At 67.7% G+C, this 21,668-nt stretch carries 22 protein-coding genes; 11 read left to right on the top strand and 11 right to left on the bottom strand.

Going from position 1 to position 21,668, the window contains the following annotated elements:
* Positions 1-11: 11 nt before the first annotated feature.
* Positions 12-1,616: an ABC transporter substrate-binding protein gene (locus J4H85_RS13105; protein ID WP_208240557.1), complete on the bottom strand. Its 1,605-nt coding sequence runs from the start codon at positions 1,614-1,616 to the stop codon at positions 12-14.
* A gap of 214 nt (positions 1,617-1,830) precedes the next feature.
* Here J4H85_RS13105 and J4H85_RS13110 point away from each other — a divergent pair, with 214 nt between their 5' ends.
* Positions 1,831-2,643: a CPBP family intramembrane glutamic endopeptidase gene (locus J4H85_RS13110; RefSeq protein WP_208240559.1), complete on the top strand. Its 813-nt coding sequence runs from the start codon at positions 1,831-1,833 to the stop codon at positions 2,641-2,643.
* A gap of 26 nt (positions 2,644-2,669) precedes the next feature.
* On the opposite strand, the gene J4H85_RS13115 is transcribed toward J4H85_RS13110, so the two are convergent.
* Positions 2,670-3,221, bottom strand: coding sequence for a hypothetical protein (locus J4H85_RS13115; protein ID WP_208240561.1), 552 nt, complete (start codon positions 3,219-3,221; stop codon positions 2,670-2,672).
* Positions 3,222-3,289: 68 nt separating this feature from the next.
* Positions 3,290-4,168 (bottom strand): homocysteine S-methyltransferase family protein, encoded by an 879-nt coding sequence (locus J4H85_RS13120; protein WP_208240563.1) that lies wholly within the window; start codon positions 4,166-4,168, stop codon positions 3,290-3,292.
* An 87-nt stretch (positions 4,169-4,255) separates the two neighbouring features.
* Between J4H85_RS13120 and J4H85_RS13125 the strand changes: the two genes are divergently transcribed.
* A complete protein-coding gene (locus J4H85_RS13125) occupies positions 4,256-4,657 on the top strand; it encodes a VOC family protein (RefSeq protein WP_208240565.1) in 402 nt (133 codons plus the stop codon).
* A gap of 11 nt (positions 4,658-4,668) precedes the next feature.
* Here J4H85_RS13125 and J4H85_RS13130 read toward each other — a convergent pair whose 3' ends face one another.
* Complete coding sequence (locus J4H85_RS13130; protein WP_208240567.1) at positions 4,669-5,481, bottom strand: alpha/beta fold hydrolase; 813 nt, start codon at positions 5,479-5,481, stop codon at positions 4,669-4,671.
* A 55-nt stretch (positions 5,482-5,536) separates the two neighbouring features.
* Positions 5,537-5,959 (bottom strand): VOC family protein, encoded by a 423-nt coding sequence (locus J4H85_RS13135; RefSeq protein ID WP_208240569.1) that lies wholly within the window; start codon positions 5,957-5,959, stop codon positions 5,537-5,539.
* A gap of 128 nt (positions 5,960-6,087) precedes the next feature.
* Here J4H85_RS13135 and J4H85_RS13140 point away from each other — a divergent pair, with 128 nt between their 5' ends.
* Positions 6,088-7,131, top strand: coding sequence for a hypothetical protein (locus tag J4H85_RS13140; RefSeq protein ID WP_208240570.1), 1,044 nt, complete (start codon positions 6,088-6,090; stop codon positions 7,129-7,131).
* Between the two features lie 25 nt (positions 7,132-7,156).
* Here J4H85_RS13140 and J4H85_RS13145 read toward each other — a convergent pair whose 3' ends face one another.
* Positions 7,157-7,633: an SRPBCC family protein gene (locus tag J4H85_RS13145; RefSeq protein ID WP_243893833.1), complete on the bottom strand. Its 477-nt coding sequence runs from the start codon at positions 7,631-7,633 to the stop codon at positions 7,157-7,159.
* 103 nt (positions 7,634-7,736) lie between these two features.
* Between J4H85_RS13145 and J4H85_RS13150 the strand changes: the two genes are divergently transcribed.
* On the top strand, positions 7,737-8,159 hold the full coding sequence (locus tag J4H85_RS13150; protein ID WP_208240574.1) for a DUF1801 domain-containing protein: 423 nt from the start codon (positions 7,737-7,739) through the stop codon (positions 8,157-8,159).
* A gap of 8 nt (positions 8,160-8,167) precedes the next feature.
* Here J4H85_RS13150 and J4H85_RS13155 read toward each other — a convergent pair whose 3' ends face one another.
* Together J4H85_RS13155 and ychF are read right to left on the bottom strand one after the other, a co-directional pair.
* Complete coding sequence (locus J4H85_RS13155) at positions 8,168-9,253, bottom strand: DNA alkylation repair protein (RefSeq protein WP_243893834.1); 1,086 nt, start codon at positions 9,251-9,253, stop codon at positions 8,168-8,170.
* 31 nt (positions 9,254-9,284) lie between these two features.
* Positions 9,285-10,358, bottom strand: a complete 1,074-nt coding sequence (gene ychF, locus J4H85_RS13160) for a redox-regulated ATPase YchF (protein WP_208240583.1) — start codon at positions 10,356-10,358, stop codon at positions 9,285-9,287.
* 183 nt (positions 10,359-10,541) lie between these two features.
* On the opposite strand from ychF, the gene J4H85_RS13165 reads away from it, so the two are divergent.
* The 4 genes from J4H85_RS13165 (at position 10,542) to J4H85_RS13180 (ending at position 14,756) form a co-directional block, all read left to right on the top strand.
* A complete protein-coding gene (locus J4H85_RS13165) occupies positions 10,542-10,919 on the top strand; it encodes a DUF485 domain-containing protein (RefSeq protein WP_208240585.1) in 378 nt (125 codons plus the stop codon).
* A complete protein-coding gene (locus J4H85_RS13170) occupies positions 10,919-12,496 on the top strand; it encodes a monocarboxylic acid transporter (RefSeq protein WP_208240587.1) in 1,578 nt (525 codons plus the stop codon). The genes J4H85_RS13165 and J4H85_RS13170 overlap by 1 nt, the downstream gene beginning before the upstream one ends.
* A 126-nt stretch (positions 12,497-12,622) precedes the next feature.
* The gene (locus tag J4H85_RS13175; protein ID WP_208240589.1) at positions 12,623-13,207 is read left to right on the top strand and encodes an exonuclease domain-containing protein; all 585 of its coding nucleotides are present in this window, start codon (positions 12,623-12,625) and stop codon (positions 13,205-13,207) included.
* 79 nt (positions 13,208-13,286) lie between these two features.
* Positions 13,287-14,756 carry a DNA recombination protein RmuC gene (locus J4H85_RS13180; protein ID WP_208240591.1) on the top strand — a complete coding sequence of 490 codons (1,470 nt, stop codon included), beginning with the start codon at positions 13,287-13,289 and terminating at the stop codon, positions 14,754-14,756.
* Between the two features lie 456 nt (positions 14,757-15,212).
* Here J4H85_RS13180 and glpX read toward each other — a convergent pair whose 3' ends face one another.
* On the bottom strand, positions 15,213-16,196 hold the full coding sequence (glpX, locus tag J4H85_RS13185; protein ID WP_208240593.1) for a class II fructose-bisphosphatase: 984 nt from the start codon (positions 16,194-16,196) through the stop codon (positions 15,213-15,215).
* 100 nt (positions 16,197-16,296) lie between these two features.
* Here glpX and fbaA point away from each other — a divergent pair, with 100 nt between their 5' ends.
* Both fbaA and J4H85_RS14310 read left to right on the top strand, forming a co-directional pair.
* Complete coding sequence (fbaA, locus tag J4H85_RS13190; protein WP_208240595.1) at positions 16,297-17,325, top strand: class II fructose-bisphosphate aldolase; 1,029 nt, start codon at positions 16,297-16,299, stop codon at positions 17,323-17,325.
* Entirely contained in the window at positions 17,326-18,330 is a 1,005-nt protein-coding gene (locus tag J4H85_RS14310) for a DUF6264 family protein (protein WP_208240597.1), read from the top strand.
* Positions 18,331-18,335: 5 nt separating this feature from the next.
* Here J4H85_RS14310 and J4H85_RS13200 read toward each other — a convergent pair whose 3' ends face one another.
* Together J4H85_RS13200 and J4H85_RS13205 are read right to left on the bottom strand one after the other, a co-directional pair.
* On the bottom strand, positions 18,336-19,160 hold the full coding sequence (locus J4H85_RS13200; RefSeq protein WP_307863700.1) for a GTP pyrophosphokinase: 825 nt from the start codon (positions 19,158-19,160) through the stop codon (positions 18,336-18,338).
* Between the two features lie 69 nt (positions 19,161-19,229).
* A complete protein-coding gene (locus J4H85_RS13205) occupies positions 19,230-20,264 on the bottom strand; it encodes a 4-hydroxy-3-methylbut-2-enyl diphosphate reductase (RefSeq protein WP_208240823.1) in 1,035 nt (344 codons plus the stop codon).
* 164 nt (positions 20,265-20,428) lie between these two features.
* On the opposite strand from J4H85_RS13205, the gene xseA reads away from it, so the two are divergent.
* A complete protein-coding gene (xseA, locus tag J4H85_RS13210; RefSeq protein WP_208240599.1) occupies positions 20,429-21,661 on the top strand; it encodes an exodeoxyribonuclease VII large subunit in 1,233 nt (410 codons plus the stop codon).
* Positions 21,662-21,668 lie beyond the last annotated feature (7 nt).

Raw genomic sequence — 21,668 nt, forward strand, 5'->3', positions numbered from 1 at the left:
GCGGACTCCCGTTACTTCGTCAATGTTCCGAAACGGAACTTGAACGATGCGTCGAGGGTGACGCCGTCGACGCCGTCGACCGCAACGGCGACCTGCTCGCCCTGCAGCATCGGCAGGGTCGAGAGATCTTCGGCGAGGACCTCCTGCACCTCCTCGATCTTCGTGGCACGGGCATCGGCGTCGGTCGTGACGAGCTGCTCGCGCAGCAGGTCGTTGACCTCATCGTTGTTGTAGTGGTTCTCCAGGAACCCGCCCTCGAGGAAGAAGGGGGTGAGGTAGTTGTCGGCGTCCGAGTAGTCGGGGAACCAGCCGAGCTGATACGCCGGGTACAGATCCTCGACCCGGTCCTTGGAGTACTGGGTCCACTCGGTGGACTGCACGTCGACCGCGAAGAGTCCGTCGGCTTCGAGCTGCGCCTTGATCTGCGCGTACTCTTCGGCCGACGCTGCGCCGTAGCGCTCTCCGGCGTACTGGAGCTGCAGCGAGACGGGGGTTTCCACTCCCGCGTCCTCGAGACGCTGCGCGGCCTTCGCCGCGTCCGGACCGCCCGCCTCGTCGCCGTAGAGGCCCATGAGCGGATCGCCCGCACCCGAGAGCCCCTCGGGAACGTGGCCGTAGAGCGGTGCGTAGGTGCCCTTGAAGACCTGCTCGGACAGCTTCTCGCGATCGATGAGGTCGGCGGCCGCCTGGCGAACCGCCTTCGCCTTCTCGGCATCCGCGTCGTCGGTCTGCGCACCATACGGCATGGTGTCGAAGTTGAAGACGATGTACCGGATCTCGCCGCCCGGGCCCTTCACGACATTCAGGCCGTCGGTGCCCTCGAACTTCTCCACGTCGGTGGCCGAGAGGCTGCGGAACGCGACATCGACGCCCTGCGTCTCGATCGCCTGGCTGAGGTTCGACTCGTTCGCGAAGTACTTCACGTTGACGGTGTCGGTCGCGGGAGCGCCCCAGAGGCCCTGGTAGTTCTCGTTCGCGGTGAACGAGGCGAGGTTGCCCTTGTCGAAACTGTCGAGCGAGTAGGGGCCGGCGAACGGCTTGCCCTCGACGATCGCGGCGTCGTCGGCGACGGCGTCGGCCGGGAAGACCTCCTCATCCACGATCGGCCCGGCCGGGCTCGACAGCACCTGCGGGAAGGTCTGGTCGTCCTCCGACTTGAGCGTGAAGACCACTGTCGTGTCGTCGGGGGTCTCGATGCTGTCGAGGTTCGCCAGCAGGTCCTGCGGGCCGTTCGGGTCGCTGATGGTGACCAGACGGTCGAAGGTGAACTTCACGTCGGAGCTGGTGAGGTCGTTGCCGTTCGCGAAGGTGAGCCCTTCCTTGAGCTTCACCGTGTACTCGGTCGGCGCCGTGAACTCGGCGGACTCCGCGATGTCGGGGGCGACCTCGGACTCGTCGACGGGGTTGTTCATCAGGAAGGGGTACACGTTCGTCATGACGGCGAACGACCCGTTGTCGTAGGCACCGGCCGGATCGAGCGAGGTGACGACCTCGGTGGTGCCGACCGTGATCGCGCCCCCGGAGCCGCCGTCACCGCCCGATCCGCCCCCGGCGCAGGCGGTCAGCAGGAGCGCCCCGGCTCCGAGTACAGCAGTTCCCAGCAGAGTTTTCTTCATTGATTTCTCCAGAGACACGACGAAGCGCTCGACAGCGAGCACCTCATCATCGGCAATAAGCTCCGCCAGATTAACGAGAAAATCTGTCTGACAGCAAGTTCGACGGAAAATTCTTTGCAGACTTGTGCATTTCCGAGAAACGTGAGTGACAGACATCGCTCAGTGTCGGCGTACCCACCAGCGACGCACGAAGCCGAGGCGCTACGCTGACCTCGTGCAGACTGGCGACCGCGGCTTCCCCTCCGCGTCTCACGTGCGCCTGCGCTGGGAGCTCGGTATCGTACTCGCGCTCTCGTTCGGCGCGTCGGGCGTCTATGCGATCGTGCAGATCATCGAGCGCGTCACCCGCGACACCGCGCTCTCCGATCAGGCCGCGACGATCAACCGCACCCTCGCCGAACGTCCCCTCTTCGACCTGATCTATCAGCTGCTCGGCTTCGCGTTCGGACTCGCCCCGGTCGCACTCGTGTGCTTCCTGCTCTGGCGCAGTTCGCGTCCCCATCTCGGGGCGCTCGGGTGGGGTCGGATCCCTGGCGCCTCGCGATTCTGGTGGGGGCGCGAGACCGGAGGCGGCTTGCTGCTGGCCCTGATCATCGGCGCTCCCGGCATCCTGTTCTACCTCTTCGCCAAAGAGATCGGCATCAACACCACGGTGGTTCCCGCGGCGATCGACGCCTACTGGTGGACGGTCCCGGTGCTCATTCTGCAAGCCCTCCGCGCCGCAGTCGGCGAGGAGGTGATCGTCGTCGCCTACCTGTTCGACCGTTTGCGCAAGCTGGGATTCCGCCCGTGGGCCGTGGTCGGGCTGAGCGCAATCCTGCGCGGGAGCTACCACCTCTACCAGGGGTTCGGCGGGTTCATCGGGAATGTGGTCATGGGCGTGCTCTTCGGCTGGTGCTACCACCGCTTCGGACGCGTGCTGCCGCTCGTCGTGGCGCACTGGATCCTCGACATCGTGAGCTTCGTCGGCTACGCCTTCGCTGTGGCGTGGTGGCCCGAGCTCTTCGGTCCACCCGCGCCCGAGTGATCGGGTGCACGGAACACCGCGCCCCGCTACTGGATCGAGTCGACGGCCGCGGCCGTGAGTCCCCAGATCTCGTCGTAGAGCTCCGGTGCATCGGCGCAGCGTTCCGCCGGCTTCAGCACCGAATACGAGTCGCCATCCTTCTGAATACCCCACTGCTGACGCATCGCGGCGCAGGAGTCGGGAAGGGAATCGATCACTTCGGAGTTCAGGATGAGGTTGTCGCCCTCGAACGTGTACCGCACCTGATTCCCGAACTTCGACGACACCTGCGCGGTGACGCCCCAGTTCTGAATCGGCAGCTCGAACGTGTTACCCACTTCCACAGGCGGCGGAGCGTCGGGATCCTCCGTCTCTTCGGCAGGATCCTGGTCGGCGTCCGCCGATGCTGACGGATTCTGCGTCTGGGTCGGTGCGGGAGCCTCGGCATCGGATGAACTCGCGCGCACGATGTTCACGATCACCATGGACGCGACCAGCGCGACGATCACGATGAGCCCCGTCACGATCCAGGGGATCATGTGCGGGTTCCGCTTGCGCGATGCCGAGCCATCGACCTCGGGGAGCTGCTTCGTGGTCACGGGGTCAGCATAGCGACCCATCCCGAACGTTCCTGGCAGGCTCCTCCGCTCTTTCCTCGCGGTGCTGCTCAGCGAACGAGCCGCGCGATCGCCTCGATATGCGGCGCATCGGTCCCGCAGCATCCCCCGAGAATGCGAACGGCCGGCAGTCGCTCGCAGAGCGCCCAGACCGCTGCCGCGAACGTTTCGGGCGCGTCACCCTGCCCGTCATCGCCGTGACGCGCGGCGTTGAGCCGCAACCCGACGATCCGTGCCAGTTCCGCTTCATCAGCCATGCCAGCCCCGACCTCGATCGGATGCGCGCAGTTGACCATGAACATTTCGGCGGCTCCCGACGTCGCCGCATCGACCGTCGCGATCCCCTCGGCGAGCGAGCGTCCGTCCAACAGCGCCCCGTTCGGACCGAGACCGAAGGACACCGCGACGGGGATCCCCTCGCCGCCCGCGGCACGGACGATCCCGATCGCCTCATCGGCACCCGTAGCGGTGACGGCCGTCACCCGGTCGGCACCCGCAGCGGCGAGCGCGGCGATCTGCGGGCGGTGATACGCCTCCGACTCTTCCGGCGACATGCGCGCTTCCTCGTCGAACCGCGGCCCCACGCACCCGTTGACGGCGACGGGGAAGTCGTCGACCTCGCGTTCCACGAGTTCGCGCACGAGCTCGACCGCTTCCCGGTTGGCGGCGGCGAGCGCGTCCGCGTCGTAGCCGAGACGCGCGCCCCAGTCAGCGTTCGCGCGCCACGTCGGCGTGTCGAGCACGAGGGACCTGCCCTGCTCGCGTGCGATGTCGACGAAGGGTCGGTAGTACGCGCGCAACGCTTCCCGTCCCTCCTCCGAGGCGAGCAGCACGAAGGCTGCGAACTCGGGCAGGTGCTGACCGAGCCGTTCGACCAGGGCGGTTTCGATGCCGCCGTCGGCGAGGGTGAACTCGGCGCTGTCAGTCATGCCGCCACTGTAACGCTGATCGCGACGGAGCGGGGACGAGCAGTGCCCCCTTCCGCGACCGCGCACTCCCGCCTACACTGCCGACGTATGAGCGGATCCATCCAGACCCAGCACACCGTGTTCGCCCTCGACTGCCCGGACGCACCGGCTCTGGCCGGTTTCTACGCCACGCTGCTCGGCTGGGAGGTCGACCGCACCGATCCCGATGCGGAGTGGGTCGATGTGCGACCTTCCTCAGGCGATGTCGGCTACCACATCGCGTGCCAGCAGGTGGAGCACTACCGGGCACCCGAGTGGCCGGTCGGCGACATCGCGCAGCAGGCGCACCTGGATTTTTATGTCACCTCGATCGCTGAGGCCGAACCGTGCGTGATCGCAGCGGGTGGCACGCGGCACGCGACGCAACCGAGTGAGACCGGCAGCTTCGTCGTCTATCTGGATCCGGTCGGGCACCCGTTCTGCCTCTGCCTTGTGGACTCCGGCGACTGAACGCCCGCCCGTCAGCCGGCGAGCAGGAACGAGCGCAGTGCGGCGATCACCTCGTCGGGCTTCTCGGCATGCACCCAGTGCCCGGCTCCATGCACGGTCATGCGGACGGTGCGGGGGAACAGTGCGCGCATCGCCGGCTCATCGTCGCGGGTGACGTAGCCGGAGCGCTCGCCCGCGATCCAGAGCACCGGGCCCCGATACGACACGTCGCCCATGTCGGGGAACCCCATGATGGTCGGCAGCTCGCTCCGCAGCAGCTCCAGATTGGGTTCCCACCTGAAACCGTCGTCCTCGCGCTTGAGGTTCTGCAGCAGGAAACCGCGAACGGTGTCGTCGGGGATCGCCTCGCGCAGCTGCTTCCCCGCATCCGTGCGGCGCTCGATGGCGGCGAGGTCGACCGTTGCGAGCGAGTCGAGCAGGTGCTGGAACTCGCCTCGCGCGCGCACCGCCTCGACCGGGGAGATGTCGATGACGACCAGCCGGCGCACCAGATCGGGGTGGCGCAATGCGAGCACCATCGCGACTTTGCCTCCCATGGAGTGCCCCACGACATCGACGGGACCGTCCGCCGCGAAATCTGTGCGGAGGTGCTCGGCGACGTCGTCGGCGAGCTCGCGGTAGTCGATGCCAGCGGTCCAGCCGGACTGGCCGTGGTTCGGCAGGTCGACCAGCAGGCTCTGCGCGTCGGGTTCGAGCCCCGATGCGATCCGCGTGAAATTCTTGCCGCGCCCGAAGAGACCGTGGAGGAACACGATGCGGCGCGCGTCACGCGCTCCGTGCCCGACGGCGACGGAGTGAATCGGGTGCGAGAGACGATCTGCCACGTCTCCAACCTAGCCCTCCGATCCCGCTCTCGGCTGGAGGCGCACCCGGCAGTTCTCAGGCACCTGGCGACGAGAACGCCCACATGACGCCGTAGCGATCGAACACCTGGCCGTACCAGTCGCCCCAGGGTGCGCGCTCGAACGGCATACCGTCGCTTCCACCGCCGTCGAGGAGCTTGGTGATCAGTTCACGCGCCTCGTCCGGAGAGTCGGCCGTGTAGAGCAACGAGTACGCGGTTCCGCGCACCGGATAGTCGGTCCCGTCATCCATCGCGTCGCCCCCGGCGATGATGCCGCCGGGCAGCGTCAGCGTGGCGTGCGCCACCGCCTGCGGGTCGGGAGTGAAGGGCATCCCCTGCAGGTCCATGTCGCCGTACCGCGCGATCTCGAGTTCACCCCCGAACACCTCGTGCCAGTGCTCCATCGCTTCGGCAGTCGTGCCGGGGAGAGCGATGTAAGTTGCGAGTGACGTGACCATGAGCGACTCCTTCTCCGGTGAAGCGTACGAAGATCAGTATGCGCCACTTCGCCGGCGCAGGAAAGCACTGTGTATCGTGGGCGTTACCACGCACACGTTGTGCAATTTGCGCCTCGGAGGGCTCCTGGATGCCGCACTCGACCCCGCTTCACCGGACTGAACCGGACACGATCGACGGCATCGTCACCGATCTGCGCGAGCTTCGGTCAGCGTCGGGATCCCCGTCGTATGCAGAACTCGGACGACGGGTCGGCGAGTTGCGCGTGGAGCGCGGCGTCAGGCCCGCTGCCGCAGTCCCTGCACGGTCCACGGTCTACAACCTCTTCAAAGCGGGCCGCGTACGCATGGATCATGCACTGCTGCGCGATATCGTGCTCGCGCTCGGCGAGAGCGGTGAGACGGCGGACGCCTGGGTCGAGCGCTGCCGTCAAGCGCACCGCGTCGGGTCCCCCGCCCCCGCCCCTGCGTCGCCCGCACCGGAGCCCGCGGCCACGTCATCTCATACGGCGTTCTCTTTACGACAGCTCCCGCTGGGCGTGACCACGGCGATCCTGCTGGGATGCGTGCTGATCAATGCGCTCGGACTGGCTGCGCAGCGCGCACTGTCGCTCCAGGTCTTTCTCGACATGATCGGCACGGGGCTCGCGGCCATCGCGCTCGGACCCTGGTACGGCGTGCTCGTCGCCGTCGCCTCGCAAGCGGCCGACGTGCGCAACCTCGGCAATGCCGCCGAGCTGCCGTTCCTCCTCGTGAGCACGGCCGGCGCCCTCGTCTGGGGGTATGGCGTTCGCCGCTGGCGCCTCGGCACCAACCTCTCCCGTTACCTCCTCCTGAACCTGCTCGTCGCACTGACGTGCACCACGATCGTCACCCCCATTCTGGTCATCCTCTCGGCCGGCACGCACGGGCACCTCTCCGACCTCTTCACCGGCACCCTCGCAGACAGCGGCGTTCACCTCGCCGCCGCCGTGTTCGGCTCGAACATCATCGCCTCCGTGCTCGACAAACTCTTGAGCGGACTCATCATGCTCGCGCTCTTCGTGACCCTCCAGCGACTGGTGAGCGTGCCCGTCGATCACATGCCCGTCGTCGAACAACTCGCGGCGCTCAGCCCCCGCTCCGCGACGCGGGAGGCGGGCGTCCAGACCCATCGCGCGGACGCGTCCGAGTGAGCGCGATCCTGCAGACGCCGCGGCATCACAATGCCGCACCTCGATTTCGCGGTCGATCGGGACGCTCCAGTTCACGCTTCAACCAGGCGTTCCGATCAGTGATGAGCCCGGTGACGTAGCGCTTCACGATCCACCGATCCGCGACACGACCGAGCACTCCGAGTGGAGCCGCGAAGTCGATGACGTCGTGCATGAGAGTGCCGCCGTCGCACACCTCGAAGCGGTGCTCGTGCCACCACCTCGCAAATGGGCCGGATGTCTGCTGATCCACGAACCGATGCGGTGGTGTGTACTCGGTGATCACCGAGGTCATCCGCCACGGGATCCCGAAGTGCGTCGCCCGCCAGGTGACGCTCTCCCCCGCGCGCAGTTGACCCTGAGTGACTCCCGCGACCGCGCGCTCACGGCTCCTCCCCATCGAGGATGTGTGCGCGTCGACTGACAGACTCCACGCGAAGCAGTCCTCGCGCGGGGCCGCGATGAACGTTTCGAGTGCGATCATCGGCACAGTCTCTCAGACGACGATTCCCTCTCGGACGACCAGGTGCGCGATCGGCCTCATCGAGGGACAATGAAACCCATCCGCCTCGAGACGGGGAGCCCTCATGCCACCAGCATCACCCGCAATGTTTCCGTCCGACACCCCCGTCGCCGATGTCCTCGAACGCGCCACTGGCCCTCGCAGGCCCGAAGTCGACGCACTCCTCGACCTGTTCGGCGAGATCACGCACGAGCCTCCGGTCGTGTGGGCCGGCCGCATCATCGGCTTCGGCGACGTCGAGTACCGGTATGCGAGTGGACACGGCGGCCGCATACCGCTGCTCGCTTTCGCACCGGGCGCTGCGCGGCACACGATCTATCTCGTGAGCGACTTCTCCGAGAAGTGGCCTGAACTGCTCTCCCGGCTCGGCCCGCACCGCGCGAGCACCGCGTGCCTGTATGTCACCCGACTGAGCGCACTCGATCGCGACGTCTTGCGCGAGCTGCTCGAACGGTCGCTCGCCGAGACCCGCGCCGCGGCCGCCTGAGCGGCGCGCTACTCGGGGCGCAGGTCGAACGCAGTGAGCGGCGTCGCGACACCGTTGACCTGCAGACCGATGGCGTGCTCGCCCGGGTAGTACCTGCGTGTGGTGATGGGGCGGAACGAGTGCGCGCGCTCGATCCGGATCTCCGCACCGGGAGCGAGCTCCGTCGTCGTCAGCTTGAAGACTTTCGCCGCGAGCGTGCCATTGGCTCGACGGTGGTGGACCGCGTAGTCCACGACGATCCGAGCGGGCTCCGCGCCCGCATTGCGCAGGACCGCCGTGAAGCGCACGGCACCGTTCCAGTCGACGAAGCTCTGATCGAGGTGCGGCCCGTCGACGTCGATGTCTGCGGGTGCGAATCCGAGCACGGCGAGGGCACCGGGGTGCCCGCGTTTCACGAGCGTCCGCAGGGCGTGCCGCACGAGTGCCGGCGTGGTCGCGCTTCCGATGTCGATCCATCGCTGCGCCGTATCGATCACGAGGTCGGGGTGATCGCGGCTGAGGTCGTTCAGGTGGTTCGCCACCGACCGGCGCACGTACTCGCTCTCGTCGCGGACCAGAGCGTCGAGGATCGGGATCGTCACCCCTGGCCGCGCAAACAGCTCGGGCACCCGAACCGCCCACGGCAGGTACGGGCGAGCTCCCTCGCTCGCGAGACGCCGCACATGCTCATCCGGTGACGCGGTCCACTCGAACATCGTTCCGAGCGCGCGATCCGGATCGTGCCGCAGCAGCGTGCGGATCGCGAACTCGGCCGTGAGACGACCGGTGAGCTCCGCGAGCAGCTGCATCGCATCATCGAATGCGACGCGGTCCTCTGACACTCCCCGTGCGGCGACAGCACTCGTCACGGGCCAGATCATCCACCCGGTGAACTCCGGATCCTGATTCCGCGCGGCGCGCACGACCCGCGCCAGAGTCGCGAAGTCGCCCGGCACATCGTCCAGAATCGCATTGCGCAGCAGATCGGCGCGCTCCCGCAACGACAGATCGGTCAGCGCATCGGCGGCGAGCGCGAGCGCCCCGAGCTCGGCCCGGGGACTCGCAGCGAGCAGAGACCGCCTCAGCGACCGGGCGACATCGCGCCCGATCGGCAAACGGCATGGGTTCAGTCTGCCGTGGAACCTCTTAGACGTTGAACCGCCACTCGCAGACGTCGCCGTCCTGCATGATGTAGTCCTTGCCCTCCATGCGGGCCTTGCCCTTCGAGCGGGCCTCGGCGACGGATCCGGCCTCGACGAGGTCGTCGAAGGAGATGATCTCTCCCTTGATGAACCCCTTCTCGAAGTCGGTGTGGATCGCGCCGGCGGCCTGCGGCGCCGTCGACCCGCGGGCGATCGTCCAGGCACGGGCCTCCTTCGGACCTGCCGTGAGGTAGGTCTGCAGTCCCAGCGTCTCGAAGCCGATGCGGGCGAGCTGGTCGAGTCCGCTCTCCTCCTGACCGGTCGAGGCGAGCATCTCGGCGGCGTCCTCGGGGTCGAGTTCGATGAGTTCGCTCTCGATTTTCGCGTCGAGGAAGATGGCTTTCGCGGGCGCCACGAGTGCGGCCAGCTCATCGAGCTTCGCGCGATCCTGCAGCACCGCCTCATCGACATTGAAGACGTAGAGGAACGGTTTCGCCGTCAGCAGTCCGAGCTCCTTGATGGGCTCGAGATCGATGTCGGTGAGCGAGATCAACTTGCCGTCGTTGAGCGCCCCCTGCGCGGCCTTCGCGGTGGCGACGACGGACGGGTCGATCTTCTTCGACTTCAGCTCCTTCTCGTACCGAACGAGGGCCTTGTCGATGGTCTGCAGGTCGGCGATGATCAACTCGGTGTTGATCGTCTCCATGTCGCTCGCCGGGTTGACGTCGCCATCGACGTGCACGACGTCGGGATCCTCGAATCCGCGCACCACCTGGGCGATGGCGTCCGCCTCGCGAATATTCGCCAGGAACTGGTTGCCGAGCCCCTCGCCCTCGCTCGCACCGCGCACGATACCGGCGATGTCGACGAAGCTCACGGGCGCGGGCAGGATCCGCTCGGATCCGAAGATCTCGGCGAGCTTGTCGAGCCGCGAGTCGGGGAGGTTCACGACTCCGATGTTCGGTTCGATGGTCGCGAACGGATAGTTCGCCGCCAGCACCTGATTGCGGGTCAACGCGTTGAAAAGGGTCGACTTGCCGACGTTCGGGAGTCCGACGATACCGATAGTAAGAGCCACGGGGGTCAATTCTACATCTCCGCGTCGCCCGCATTCAGCGGCGCAGAAGAGCGTTGCACCCGGAACAACAATGCCGATACGGTGAAAACGCCATATCGGCGCGAGGCACTGTCGCCCATCGCCCTCCTCGAGGCGTCTGCAGCGGTACACGCGCCCGATCCGTATTCACGACGAGGAGGTCGTATGCCAGACGAGCGCCCACCAGGCCAGGAGAGTGCCCAGGCACCACCGATTGACTACATCGCAGTGCAAGAGTCGCCTGAGTTCACCGAGCTGAAGCGCCGGTTCCGCCGGTTCGTCTTTCCGGTGTCCGTCGCATTCTTCGTGTGGTTCATCGGCTACGTGCTGCTGGCCGCATACGCGCACGACTTCATGGCGACTCCGGTCTTCGGCAACGTGAACCTCGGCATCGTGCTCGGTCTCGGCCAGTTCGTCACGACCTTCGCAATCACCATGATCTACGTGAAGTTCGCGAACAAGCGACTGGATCCGCTGAGCGTCGACATCCGCGCCGACCTCGAAGAACGAGCCGGTACCGCCGCACCGGGAGGTGATCGCTGATGGAAGACAACAACCCGGTCCTGAACATCTCGATCTTCCTCGCGTTCGTCGCGGTGACGATGGTCATCGTGATCCGCGCCAGCCGCAACAACCGGACCGCCGCCGATTACTACGCCGGCGGTCGATCCTTCACGGGTCGCCAGAACGGTCTCGCGATCGCCGGTGACTACCTCTCGGCTGCCTCCTTCCTCGGCATCTGCGGCGCGATCGCGATGAACGGCTACGACGGATTCCTCTACTCGATCGGCTTCCTGGTCGCGTGGCTCGTCGCGCTTCTGCTCGTCGCCGAGCTCATGCGCAACACCGCGAAGTTCACGATGGCCGACGTGCTGTCGTTCCGTCTCAAGCAGAAGCCGGTGCGCATGGCGGCCGCGACGACGACCCTCGCGGTCTCCTTCTTCTACTTGCTGGCGCAGATGGCCGGTGCGGGTGCACTCGTGTCGCTGCTGCTCGGCCTCGACAACGCGCTCGGCCAGTCGCTCGTCATCGTCGTTGTCGGCGTCGTCATGATCCTCTACGTGATGATCGGCGGCATGAAGGGCACCACCTGGGTGCAGATCATCAAGGCCGTACTGCTCGTCGGCGGCGTCGCCGTCATGACGGTGTGGACGCTCGCCATGTTCGGGTTCAACTTCTCCGCGCTGCTCGGTCGCGCGGCCGAGCTCAACGAGAACGGGCTCGACGTGCTCGCACCCGGTCTGCAGTACGGGGCGAATCCGCTCGACTTCGTGTCGCTCGCCCTCGCCCTCGTGCTCGGTACGGCCGGACTTCCCCACGTGCTCATGCGGTTCTACACGGTGCCGACGGCGAAGGAGGCCCGTCGATCCGTCGTCTGGGCGATCTGGCTCATCGGCATCTTCTACCTGTTCACGCTCGTGCTCGGCTTCGGCGCCGGTGCGCTCGTCGGACCGGACACGATCGCCAACGCGCCGGGCGGGCAGAACTCCGCCGCACCGTTGCTCGCGTTCGAGCTCGGCGGACCGCTGCTGCTCGGCTTCATCTCGGCGGTCGCCTTCGCGACGATCCTCGCGGTGGTCGCCGGCCTCACCATCACGGCATCCGCATCGTTCGCGCACGATATCTACAACAGCGTCATCAAGAAGGGCACCGCCTCGGCGAAGCAGGAGGTGCGGGTCGCCAAGATCACGACCCTCGTGATCGGCGCAGCGGCGATCCTCGGCGGCATCGGCGCGCAGGGGCAGAACGTCGCGTTCCTCGTCGCCTTGGCGTTCGCCGTCGCGGCGAGCGCGAACCTGCCGACGATCCTCTTCTCCCTGTTCTGGTCCAAGTTCACGACCCGTGGCGCCGTCTGGTCGATGATGGGCGGACTCATCTCCGCGCTCGTGCTCATCGCGTTCTCGCCGGTCGTCTCCGGTAGCGAGACCTCGATGATCCCGACCGCCGACTTCGCGCTCTTCCCGCTGTCGAACCCCGGAATCGTCTCGATTCCGATCGGGTTCTTCCTCGGCTGGCTCGGGTCCGTCACCTCGCGCGCCAAGGAGTCGCGCGCACTCGCCGCAGAGATGGAAGTGCGCGAGCTCACCGGATACGGAGCGGAGCCGCCCGTGCAGCACTGATGCGCTGACGCGGGTCGACCTTCGGTCGAACGAGAGGGGGTCGGGGTCGCCACTGCGGTCCCGACCCCCTCGACGTTCGACTGCACACCTCGGTCGAGTGTCAGTGGGGTGTGGCAACCTGTATGCGTGCCCGTCGACTTCACCGCGATCGATTTCGAGACCGCGAACAGCCACTCCTCATCCGCCTGCGCCGTCGGTCTCGTGCGGGTACGCGGAGGGGTCGTCGTCGAGCGGGCCGAGTGGCTGATCCGGCCCCCGGCGGGCCACGGCGAGTTCCTGTCGATGAACATCCGGATTCACGGCATCACGCCCGCGATGGTCACCGATGCCCACGACTGGGCGGAGCAACTGCCTCAGCTGCGCGAGTTCATCGGGTCTGACGTGGCTGTCGCGCACAACGCCGGCTTCGACATGGGCGTGATTCGCGGCGCGTGCGCCGAGACGGTCACCCCGGTACCGAAGCTGCGCTATCTCTGCAGCGTGCAGGTCTCCCGGAAGACGTACGACATTCCGTCGCACCGTCTGCCCCTGGCGGCCGCGGCAGCCGGATTCGGCGAGTTCTCGCATCACAACGCGCTCGCCGACGCCGAGGCGTGCGCGTCCATCATCATCGATGCCGCGAAGCGCCACGCGGCGCCCAGCGTGACCGCACTCGCGAAGACCACCGGCCTCCGCATCCAGACGCTCAAGGCGATCCCGCTGAAGCTCTAGCGGGGCAGCGCGTGCGTCTGCCGGCGCCGCGGCGACGGGTCGCGCCGACGATGTCGGTGGCACCTGAGACGATGAGCCCATGACTCCTCTCGCCGCATCGTTGCTCACCGTGGTGATCGCTCTGTCCGCCGCGGCCATCGCCTGGTTTGCCGGACGCCGTTCGGGTCTCGCCCTCGGCGACACCCGAGCGGCGGATGCGCGGGCATGCGCCGAGCAGGAGCGCGCGCTCGCCGTGCAGCAGGCTCGGCTCGATGCCGAGGGTGAGCACCGCCGTGTCCGCGAAGAACTCGCGACCCACCAAGCTCGCGCGCGCGGCCTCGAAGAACGCCTGCGTGACGCGCACGCCGCACTCGAGCAGCGCGCCGAGCAGGATCGGGAGGAGCAGCGCGTGCTCCAGCACCTCGCGCCCCTGCGCGACAGCGTCGGCAAACTCGAGCGCACCGTCACCTCGCTCGAGCAGCAGCGCGCCGCCCAGCACGGCGAACTGACCGAGCAGCTGCGCCAGGCGGCGACGGCGGAGGAGAAGTTGCGCGGCACCGCCGAGTCCCTCGCCTCAGCTCTGCGTTCGAACACGACGCGAGGCATCTGGGGCGAAACCCAGTTGCGTCGCATCATCGAAGCGGCCGGCATGCTCGAGCACGTCGACTTCTCGGTGCAGCAGCAACTCACCACCGAGCACGGCGGGGCTCGCCCCGACGTCGTGATCCACTTGCCCGGGGGCAAGGCGCTCGCGATCGACGCGAAGGTCCCCTTCGATGCGCACCTGCAGGCGCAGCACCTCGACCCCGGTGACGACGAGACCGGCGCGCGACGCAGGGAACTCCTCGCGAAGCACGCGAAGGCGCTGCGCGACCACGTGCTCGCGCTCAGCAACCGCGACTACTGGAGCGCGCTCGAAGACTCCCCCGAACTCGTCGTGGCGTTCGTTCCGAGCGAGTCGCTGCTCTCCAGCGCTCTCGATGCCGACCCGCTGCTGCTCGAGTTCGCCTTCGAGCGCCGCGTCGCGCTCGCCTCACCAGTCAGTCTGTGGGCGATCCTGAAGTCCATCGCACACAGCTGGCGACAGGAATCGCTGACCGCGGAGGCGCGCACCCTCTTCGACCTCAGCCGCGAACTGCACCGACGCATCGGCCGCACCGCGACCCACCTCGACAAGCTGGGGCGCACCCTCTCGCGCGGCGTGCAGGACTACAACGCCTACGTCGGATCGCTGGAACGCCAGGTGCTCCCGACTGCGCGCAAGATCGGCGCGCTCAACGGTGAGAAGATCGGCACCGAACCACGCCAACTCGAGGATGCGACACGTCCGCTCGTGGCCCCCGAACTCCGCACCCCGGAACCCGACGCCGGAGCCGATGACGACCGTCCCGATGACGCCGGCTCCGATCGCGACGGGACAGGTGGCGCCGGGCAGGGTGCCACTGCGGCAGGTCGCGCTAGGGCAAGTGGCACTGGGGTGAGTGGCACTGGGGTGAGTGGCACGTCGGCTCCTGAGCCCGCGGGCCCCGCGTCGGCCACGACCGGGACCGCATCCTCTACCCGAGACTGAGCGCGGTGACCCGGGTCCCTTCTCACTGCACTCGGCGCCCGTCGACGCCGCCACCCGCGCCCAGCGCCGGGCGTTACCGCCCGCACCGGTGAGACCACCCGCACCGGTGGGACCGCCCGCACCGGTGGGACCGCCCGCACCGGTGGGACCGCCCGCACCGGTGCGACCGCCCGCACCGGTGCGACCGCCCGGCCATTCTGTGCGGGATTCTGTGCTCTATTCGGAAGCAAAGTACACAGAATCCCGCACTGAAAGGCCCGCAGCGGCCAGTCCCTCAGGGCACGGATTCAGTGGAGGGTTTCGCCGGTTATTCGGGCCCCATACCCTGCGGAAGGGCCCACTCGACCGCCCGAGGTGCAGCGGGACGTCCGCAGCGTGGCAGCGCGCGCCGAGCGGTGATGCCGCACGGGAGGCGCCGCCGCCGAGCGGCACCCCCAAGCCACGTGGCCGCCGGGACTACGTCCAGCGATCCGCCTTCATGTCGCTCACGACGTGACGAATCGTGCCCGAGTGCGACCGCATCACGATGCTCTCGGCGCGCACGAACGGACCGTTGCGCTGCACCCCATCGATGAAGTCGGAGTCGGTGATGCCCGTCGCCACGAAATAGCAGTTGTCGCTCTTCACGAGGTCGTCGGCTTCGAGCACGCGGTCGAGGTCGTGTCCGGCGTCGATGGCCTTCTGACGCTCGTCGTCGTCCTTGGGCCACAGCTTGCCCTGGATGACGCCCCCGAGCGCTTTCACGGCGCAGGCGGTGATGATGCCTTCGGGAGTGCCGCCGACGCCGACGCACAGGTCGATGCGGGAGTCCCACCGGGCCGCGTTCACGCCACCGGCGACATCGCCGTCCATGAGGAGCCGCGTACCCGCGCCGGCCTCACGGATATCCGCGATGAGCTGCGCGTGGCGGGGGCGGTCGAGCACCGCGACGCGGAGGTCCGAGACGTCGACGCCCTTCTTCGCCGCCAAGGCGCGGATGTTCTCGCCGATTGGCTTGCGAATATCGACGATGCCGACACCGTCGGGGCCGCACACGAGCTTGTCCATGTAGAACACGGCGGACGGGTCGTACATGCTGCCGCGGTCGGCGACCGCGATGACCGAGATGGCGCCGGGGCGCCCCTCGGCGGTGAGCCGGGTCCCGTCGATCGGGTCGACGGCCACGTCGCAGCCGGCACCCATGCCGTTGCCGACGCGTTCGCCGTTGTAGAGCCACGGGGCGTCGTCTTTCTCGCCCTCACCGATGACGACGGTTCCGTTCATCGAGACGGTGGAGAGGAAGCGGCGCATGGCATCGACGGCTGCCCCGTCCGCGGCGTTCTTGTCGCCACGGCCCACGTACGGTGTGGCTCGGATCGCCGCCGCCTCAGTCGCTCGCACCAGCTCCATCGCGAGGTTGCGATCGGGCTGCCAGGTGTCGAGAGAGTCTGGTTGAGTCATGCGTATAGCCTCCGTGCTGGTTGGACCGATCCGGCCCCAGTTTACAGTCGGAACGCCCTAGACTGGTGACACCCTGTCGCTACGAAGCAAGGAGCTATTGATGCCGGTCGCTACCCCTGAACAGTACGCAGCGATGTTGGACGCCGCCAAGAGCGGTGGATTCGCGTTCCCCGCGGTCAACGTCTCGAGTTCGCAGACGTTGAACGCCGCGATCCAGGGTTTCGCCGAGGCGGGATCCGACGGCATCATCCAGGTCAGCACGGGTGGCGCCGACTACTTCGCCGGCCGCACGGTGAAGAACCGCGCCGGCGGCGCGATCGCGTTCGCGAAGTTCGCCGAAGAAGTCGCGAAGGCCTATGACGTCACCGTTGCGCTGCACACCGACCACTGCCCGAAGGACGCGCTCGACACGTTCCTCCTCCCCCTGCTCGCGGCGAGCGAGGAGCGCGTGAAAGACGGCGGCCTGCCCTACTTCCAGTCGCACATGTGGGACGGCTCGGCGGTGCCGCTCAGCGAGAACCTCGAGATCGCGAAGGATCTGCTGCCGCGCATCGCGGCAGCGCGCATGATCCTCGAGGTCGAGATCGGCGTGGTCGGCGGTGAAGAGGACGGTGTTGCGAACGAGATCAACGATCAGCTCTACACGACCCTCGACGATGCCGTCGCCATGGTCGAGGCGCTGGGACTCGGGGATCAGGGCCGCTACCTGACCGCGCTGACCTTCGGCAACGTGCACGGCGTCTACAAGCCGGGCAATGTGAAGCTGCGCCCCGAACTGCTCGCCGAGATCCAGGCGGGTGTCGCCGAGAAGTACGGCACCGGTGCGAACCCGCTCGATCTGGTCTTCCACGGCGGCTCCGGTTCGTCGCAGGAAGAGGTCAATGAGGCGGTGCGCAACGGCGTCATCAAGATGAACATCGACACCGACACCCAGTACGCGTTCACGCGTTCCGTCGCCGGCTACATGCTCTCGAACTACGACGAGGTGCTGAAGGTCGACGGCGAGGTCGGCAATAAGAAGAAGTACGACCCCCGGGCGTGGGGCAAGGTCGCCGAGGCCGACATGGCTGCGCGCGTGGTCGAGGCGACGCAGTGGCTCGGCTCCGCAGGGAAGTCGGTGAGCGCCTAAGTGTCGACCGAATACCCGCACTCCCCCGAGGACGACTCGGCTCACCGCGCCGACGCGACGGGCGATGGCCCGGAGCAGGCGCAGCAGCCCGAGCAGACGGACCGGCCTGAGCAGTCGCACCGTCCGGAATCAGATCAGTCCGCCGAGTCGACCCAGCCGGTCCGGGACGCGCGGCCGCGGCCGCAGTACGGCGAGTACGCCCCTGAGGGGTGGTCGTGGACACCGCCCAGTGATGAGGACGGCTCGGCGAGCGTGGCTCCTCCGTCCGCTGGCGAGGGGTCGGCGACGCCGACCGCCGGCGGGGCTCAGCCCGCCCGGGTGAACGGCGTGCCGCACAACCTCGGTGCCGGTGCGGCGAAACCCACTCGCGGTGCCGGCAAGGCGTCGAAGCGGTCCAACCGGAGTGGTCAGAGCGCTGCGCCCACCCCGGGCGGCACAGATACGTCCCGGCGCGAGACGCGCACCGGTCAGCCCGAACCGGAGCGCGCGACGCCCGAGCAGGCAGCCGCTCACACGCCGCGCAAGTACCGCGATGATGCCGCCCCGCCCGCGACGCGGCCCACGGCTCCCCCCGCAGCAGCTCCGGCGGCTCCCCGGTACGAACCGTCCGCTGCGGGAGCACCCCGGGTCCGGACGGGCGACCGCGTCGTCACGATCATCCTGCTCGCCATCGGCGCGTTCGGCGCGTTCAACATGTCGAGCAGCATGTTCAATCTCGGGCCGCAGTTGTCCATGAGCGCGTCGCTGGTCGGGGCCGACGGCGCGACGCCGCCGGGATGGGCCGGCACCGTGGGTACGATCACTGGCCTGTTCGTGCTGCTGGTGTGGGCGCTGAACCTGCTCTTCTCGATTCAGCGCATGCGCGCGGGCAAGCGAGCCTTCTGGGTGCCGCTCGCCGCCGCCGGCATCGCGATGGTCCCCGCGATCATCGTGCTGACGGCCGCCATGCTGCAGACCCCGGAGATCGTGGAGCAGCTCACGGCGATGCAGACCCCGCCCAGCTGAGCGGCTCAGGTCGCGCTCGAGTTGCCCGACTCGAGCGCGGCCCGCTCGAACTTCTGCCCGCTGGCGAGCAGCGCATCAGTGGATCGGCGCACGAGGACGCCGCGATCGCCACCGCGTATCGCGATGTGCAGCCACTCCATGCTCGCATCGAGCTGCCCGGCCTGCTCCGCGGCGTCGCGCAGGCCTCCGAGCAGCTTGTCGGGCACCTCCCGGTCGTACTTGTAGTAGATCTTATGCTCGAGGCTCGCCCAGAAATCCATCGCGATGGTGCGGATCTGCAGTTCGACGAGGGTCTTCACCGGGCCGCTGGACAGGTGGACCGGCAGCTCGAGGATGACGTGCAGCGATCGGTACCCGTTCTCCTTCGGCCGAGCGATGTAGTCCTTGACGGTGTGCACGCTCACGTCGTCCTGGCTGGTGATCAGCTCGAAGACCCGGTAGACGTCCGAGATGAAACTGCAGACCACGCGCACGCCCGCGATATCGGTGATCTCGCTGCGCACCGCACTCAAGTCGCCCGATACGTTGCGTCGCTGCATCTTCTCCATGATGCTGTCGGGATCTTTCAGGCGCCCCGACACGTGCTCGATCGGGTTGTACTCGCCTGTGTGCACGAACTCTTCCTGCAGAATGTTCAAGCGCGTGGTGACTTCGTCGATGGCGAACTTGTAGGGCATCAAGAAGCGGGTGAGCACCTCGCGCAGCTCATGTCGATCCTCCGACTTCGAGAGGTCGATGGCCGAGAGATCGATCGCCGGGGCTCCTTCGCCGGTGGCGTCGACCCATTCGGTCGAGAGAGTGTCGTACTCCGAGTCGTCTAATGCAGTCACTCCTCGACAGTAGCGCAGGAATGTGTGCGTCCCATGAACATGCTGAGCCCCTTGACGAGGGCCTCGCGCCTACGCTCGGACGCGGCCGCCCAACGCGCGTGCATCGCGCTGGCCATCGGCGTTCTGACGCAGCTCCTTGGGCAGCGAGAAGACCAGATCCTCTTCGGCGGTCACGGTGGCCTCGACGTCGGCGTAGCCGGCGTCGGCGAGGTCGTCGAGCAGTTCTTGCACGAGCACCTCGGGCACCGAAGCACCGCTCGTCACGCCGACGGTGCGTGCGCCGTCGAGCCACTCCTGCTGCACCTCGCTGGCGAAGTCGACACGGTAGGCGGCACGGGCACCGTACTCGAGGGCGACCTCTTTGAGCCGCACGGAGTTCGACGAGTTCGACGAGCCGACCACGATGACCACGTCGGCCTGCGGCGCGATCTTCTTGATGGCGACCTGGCGGTTCTGCGTGGCATAGCAGATGTCGTCGCTCGGCGGATCCTGGAGGTTCGGGAAGCGCTCCCGCAGCCGCCGCACGGTCTCCATGGTCTCGTCGACCGACAGCGTGGTCTGCGAGAGCCAGACGAGGCGATCCGGATCCCGAACCTCGAGCGTGTCGACGTCTTCGGGCGAGTTCACGATCGTGATGTGCTCGGGGGCCTCGCCGGCCGTCCCCTCGACCTCTTCGTGACCGGTGTGACCGATGAGCAGGATCTCGCGGTCCTGCTTCGCGAACCGCACCGCTTCGCGATGCACCTTGGTCACGAGCGGGCATGTGGCGTCGATCGCGTGCAGACCGCGGTCCGCCGCTTCGTTCACCACTGCGGGCGAGACTCCGTGGGCGGAGAACACGACGTTCGCCCCCTCGGGCACCTCGTCGACCTCTTCGACGAAGATGGCTCCCATCTTCTCCAGCGTCTTCACGACGTGCACGTTGTGCACGATCTGCTTGCGCACGTACACCGGGGCACCGTAGCGCTCGAGCGCCTTCTCGACGGCGACGACCGCACGGTCGACACCGGCGCAGTAGCCGCGGGGCGCCGCGAGCAGCACCTTCTTCTCGCCGTCCACCGGCACGTTCTTCAACCGACCGGACTGACGGCGCATGCGCGGCATGGCGAGGGTCACCACCGGAGCACCGATGGTTCGCTGATCACGGGTGCGATCCGTCATCCCCGCACCCGCCGCCGTCTCCGCAAGCTGAGTCTCCACCATGCACCCCATGTTACGCGCCCGCGCTGGGCCCGACCTCAGTGCGGAGCTCCCGGTAGGGTCGGAACATGGCAGATTCCTCGCCCGCGCCCGCCACTCGAGAGCAGCCGTGGCCGGTCGCACTCATGAGTCAGAAGATCCGCGACTGGATCGACCGTCTCGGGCAGCTCTGGATCGAGGGCGAGATCACGCAGTGGCAGGTGCGCGGCGGCCACGTCTACGGGCGACTCAGGGACCTCGAGCAGGATGCGACGGTGAGCTTCACCGTCTGGCGGTCCGTCGCGCAGCGGCTCACCAGCGACTTCGCGCAGGGCGATCGAGTGATCGCGCTGGTGAAGCCGAACTTCTGGGTCAAGGGCGGGTCGCTCACGGTGCAGGTCTTCGACCTCTCGCACGTCGGCGTCGGCGAGCTGCTCGAACGGCTGGAGCGGCTCCGTTCCCAGCTGCAGCGCGAAGGCCTGTTCGATGCATCACGCAAACGGCGGCTCCCCTTCCTCCCCCACCGCATCGGACTCGTCACCGGTCGCGACTCCGATGCCGAGAAGGATGTGATCCGCAACGCGACGCTGCGCTGGCCCGGCGTGCAGTTCCGCGTGCGGCACAGCGCGGTGCAGGGGGATCGCGCCGCAAGCGAGGTGGCCGCCGCGATCGGTGCACTCGATGCGGACCCCGAGGTCGATGTCATCGTGGTCGCCCGCGGCGGCGGCGACTTCCTGCATCTGCTGCCCTTCAGCGACGAGCAGGTGCTGCGCACGGCGGCCGCGGCGACGACACCGATCGTCAGTGCGATCGGTCACGAGGCGGACCGGCCGCTGCTCGACGAGGTCGCCGATCTCCGGGCGTCGACGCCGACCGATGCGGCGAAGCGCATCGTGCCGGACGTCGGCGAAGAGCTCGCCGGCATCGATCAGGCGCGCGGACGACTCACTTCGCGCCTGGGTCACCTGCTCACCGCCGAGACGGAGCGGATCGGGCAGTTGCGGATGCGCCCCGTCCTCGCCGACCCCGAGCGCATCGTCGACCAGCGCGCGGAGGAACTGGTGCGCTGGATCGCGCGCGGAACGGAGCTGGCGGATCGCGCCGTCGAGGATCGCGAGCGATCGCTCGCCGAAGACCGGTTCCGTCTGTCCGCGCTTTCTCCGAAATCGACGCTCGAGCGCGGGTACGCCATCGCCCAGCTCGGCGACGGGACCGTGCTGCGGGACCCGGTGCAGGCACCCGAGGGCGCGTCGCTGCGCCTCTCGCTGGCCGGGGGCCGGCTCTCCGCGGTCTCCGAGGGGGGACCGCGCGACGAGGGGTAGAGTTGAG

The organism is Leucobacter tardus (assembly GCF_017583045.1).
Classification (GTDB): domain Bacteria; phylum Actinomycetota; class Actinomycetes; order Actinomycetales; family Microbacteriaceae; genus Leucobacter; species Leucobacter tardus.

Coding starts and splice junctions, on each gene's coding strand:
- glpX (WP_208240593.1), bottom strand. CDS start 16,196: ATGACTCAACCAGACTCTCTCGACACCTGGCAGCCCGATCGCAACCTC.
- xseA (WP_208240599.1), top strand. CDS start 20,429: ATGGCAGATTCCTCGCCCGCGCCCGCCACTCGAGAGCAGCCGTGGCCG.
- J4H85_RS13140 (WP_208240570.1), top strand. CDS start 6,088: ATGCCGCACTCGACCCCGCTTCACCGGACTGAACCGGACACGATCGAC.
- fbaA (WP_208240595.1), top strand. CDS start 16,297: ATGCCGGTCGCTACCCCTGAACAGTACGCAGCGATGTTGGACGCCGCC.
- J4H85_RS13150 (WP_208240574.1), top strand. CDS start 7,737: ATGCCACCAGCATCACCCGCAATGTTTCCGTCCGACACCCCCGTCGCC.
- J4H85_RS13165 (WP_208240585.1), top strand. CDS start 10,542: ATGCCAGACGAGCGCCCACCAGGCCAGGAGAGTGCCCAGGCACCACCG.
- J4H85_RS13105 (WP_208240557.1), bottom strand. CDS start 1,616: ATGAAGAAAACTCTGCTGGGAACTGCTGTACTCGGAGCCGGGGCGCTC.
- J4H85_RS13120 (WP_208240563.1), bottom strand. CDS start 4,168: ATGACTGACAGCGCCGAGTTCACCCTCGCCGACGGCGGCATCGAAACC.
- J4H85_RS13205 (WP_208240823.1), bottom strand. CDS start 20,264: ATGCCGCGCATGCGCCGTCAGTCCGGTCGGTTGAAGAACGTGCCGGTG.
- J4H85_RS13145 (WP_243893833.1), bottom strand. CDS start 7,633: ATGATCGCACTCGAAACGTTCATCGCGGCCCCGCGCGAGGACTGCTTC.
- J4H85_RS13170 (WP_208240587.1), top strand. CDS start 10,919: ATGGAAGACAACAACCCGGTCCTGAACATCTCGATCTTCCTCGCGTTC.
- J4H85_RS13135 (WP_208240569.1), bottom strand. CDS start 5,959: ATGGTCACGTCACTCGCAACTTACATCGCTCTCCCCGGCACGACTGCC.
- J4H85_RS13180 (WP_208240591.1), top strand. CDS start 13,287: ATGACTCCTCTCGCCGCATCGTTGCTCACCGTGGTGATCGCTCTGTCC.
- J4H85_RS13125 (WP_208240565.1), top strand. CDS start 4,256: ATGAGCGGATCCATCCAGACCCAGCACACCGTGTTCGCCCTCGACTGC.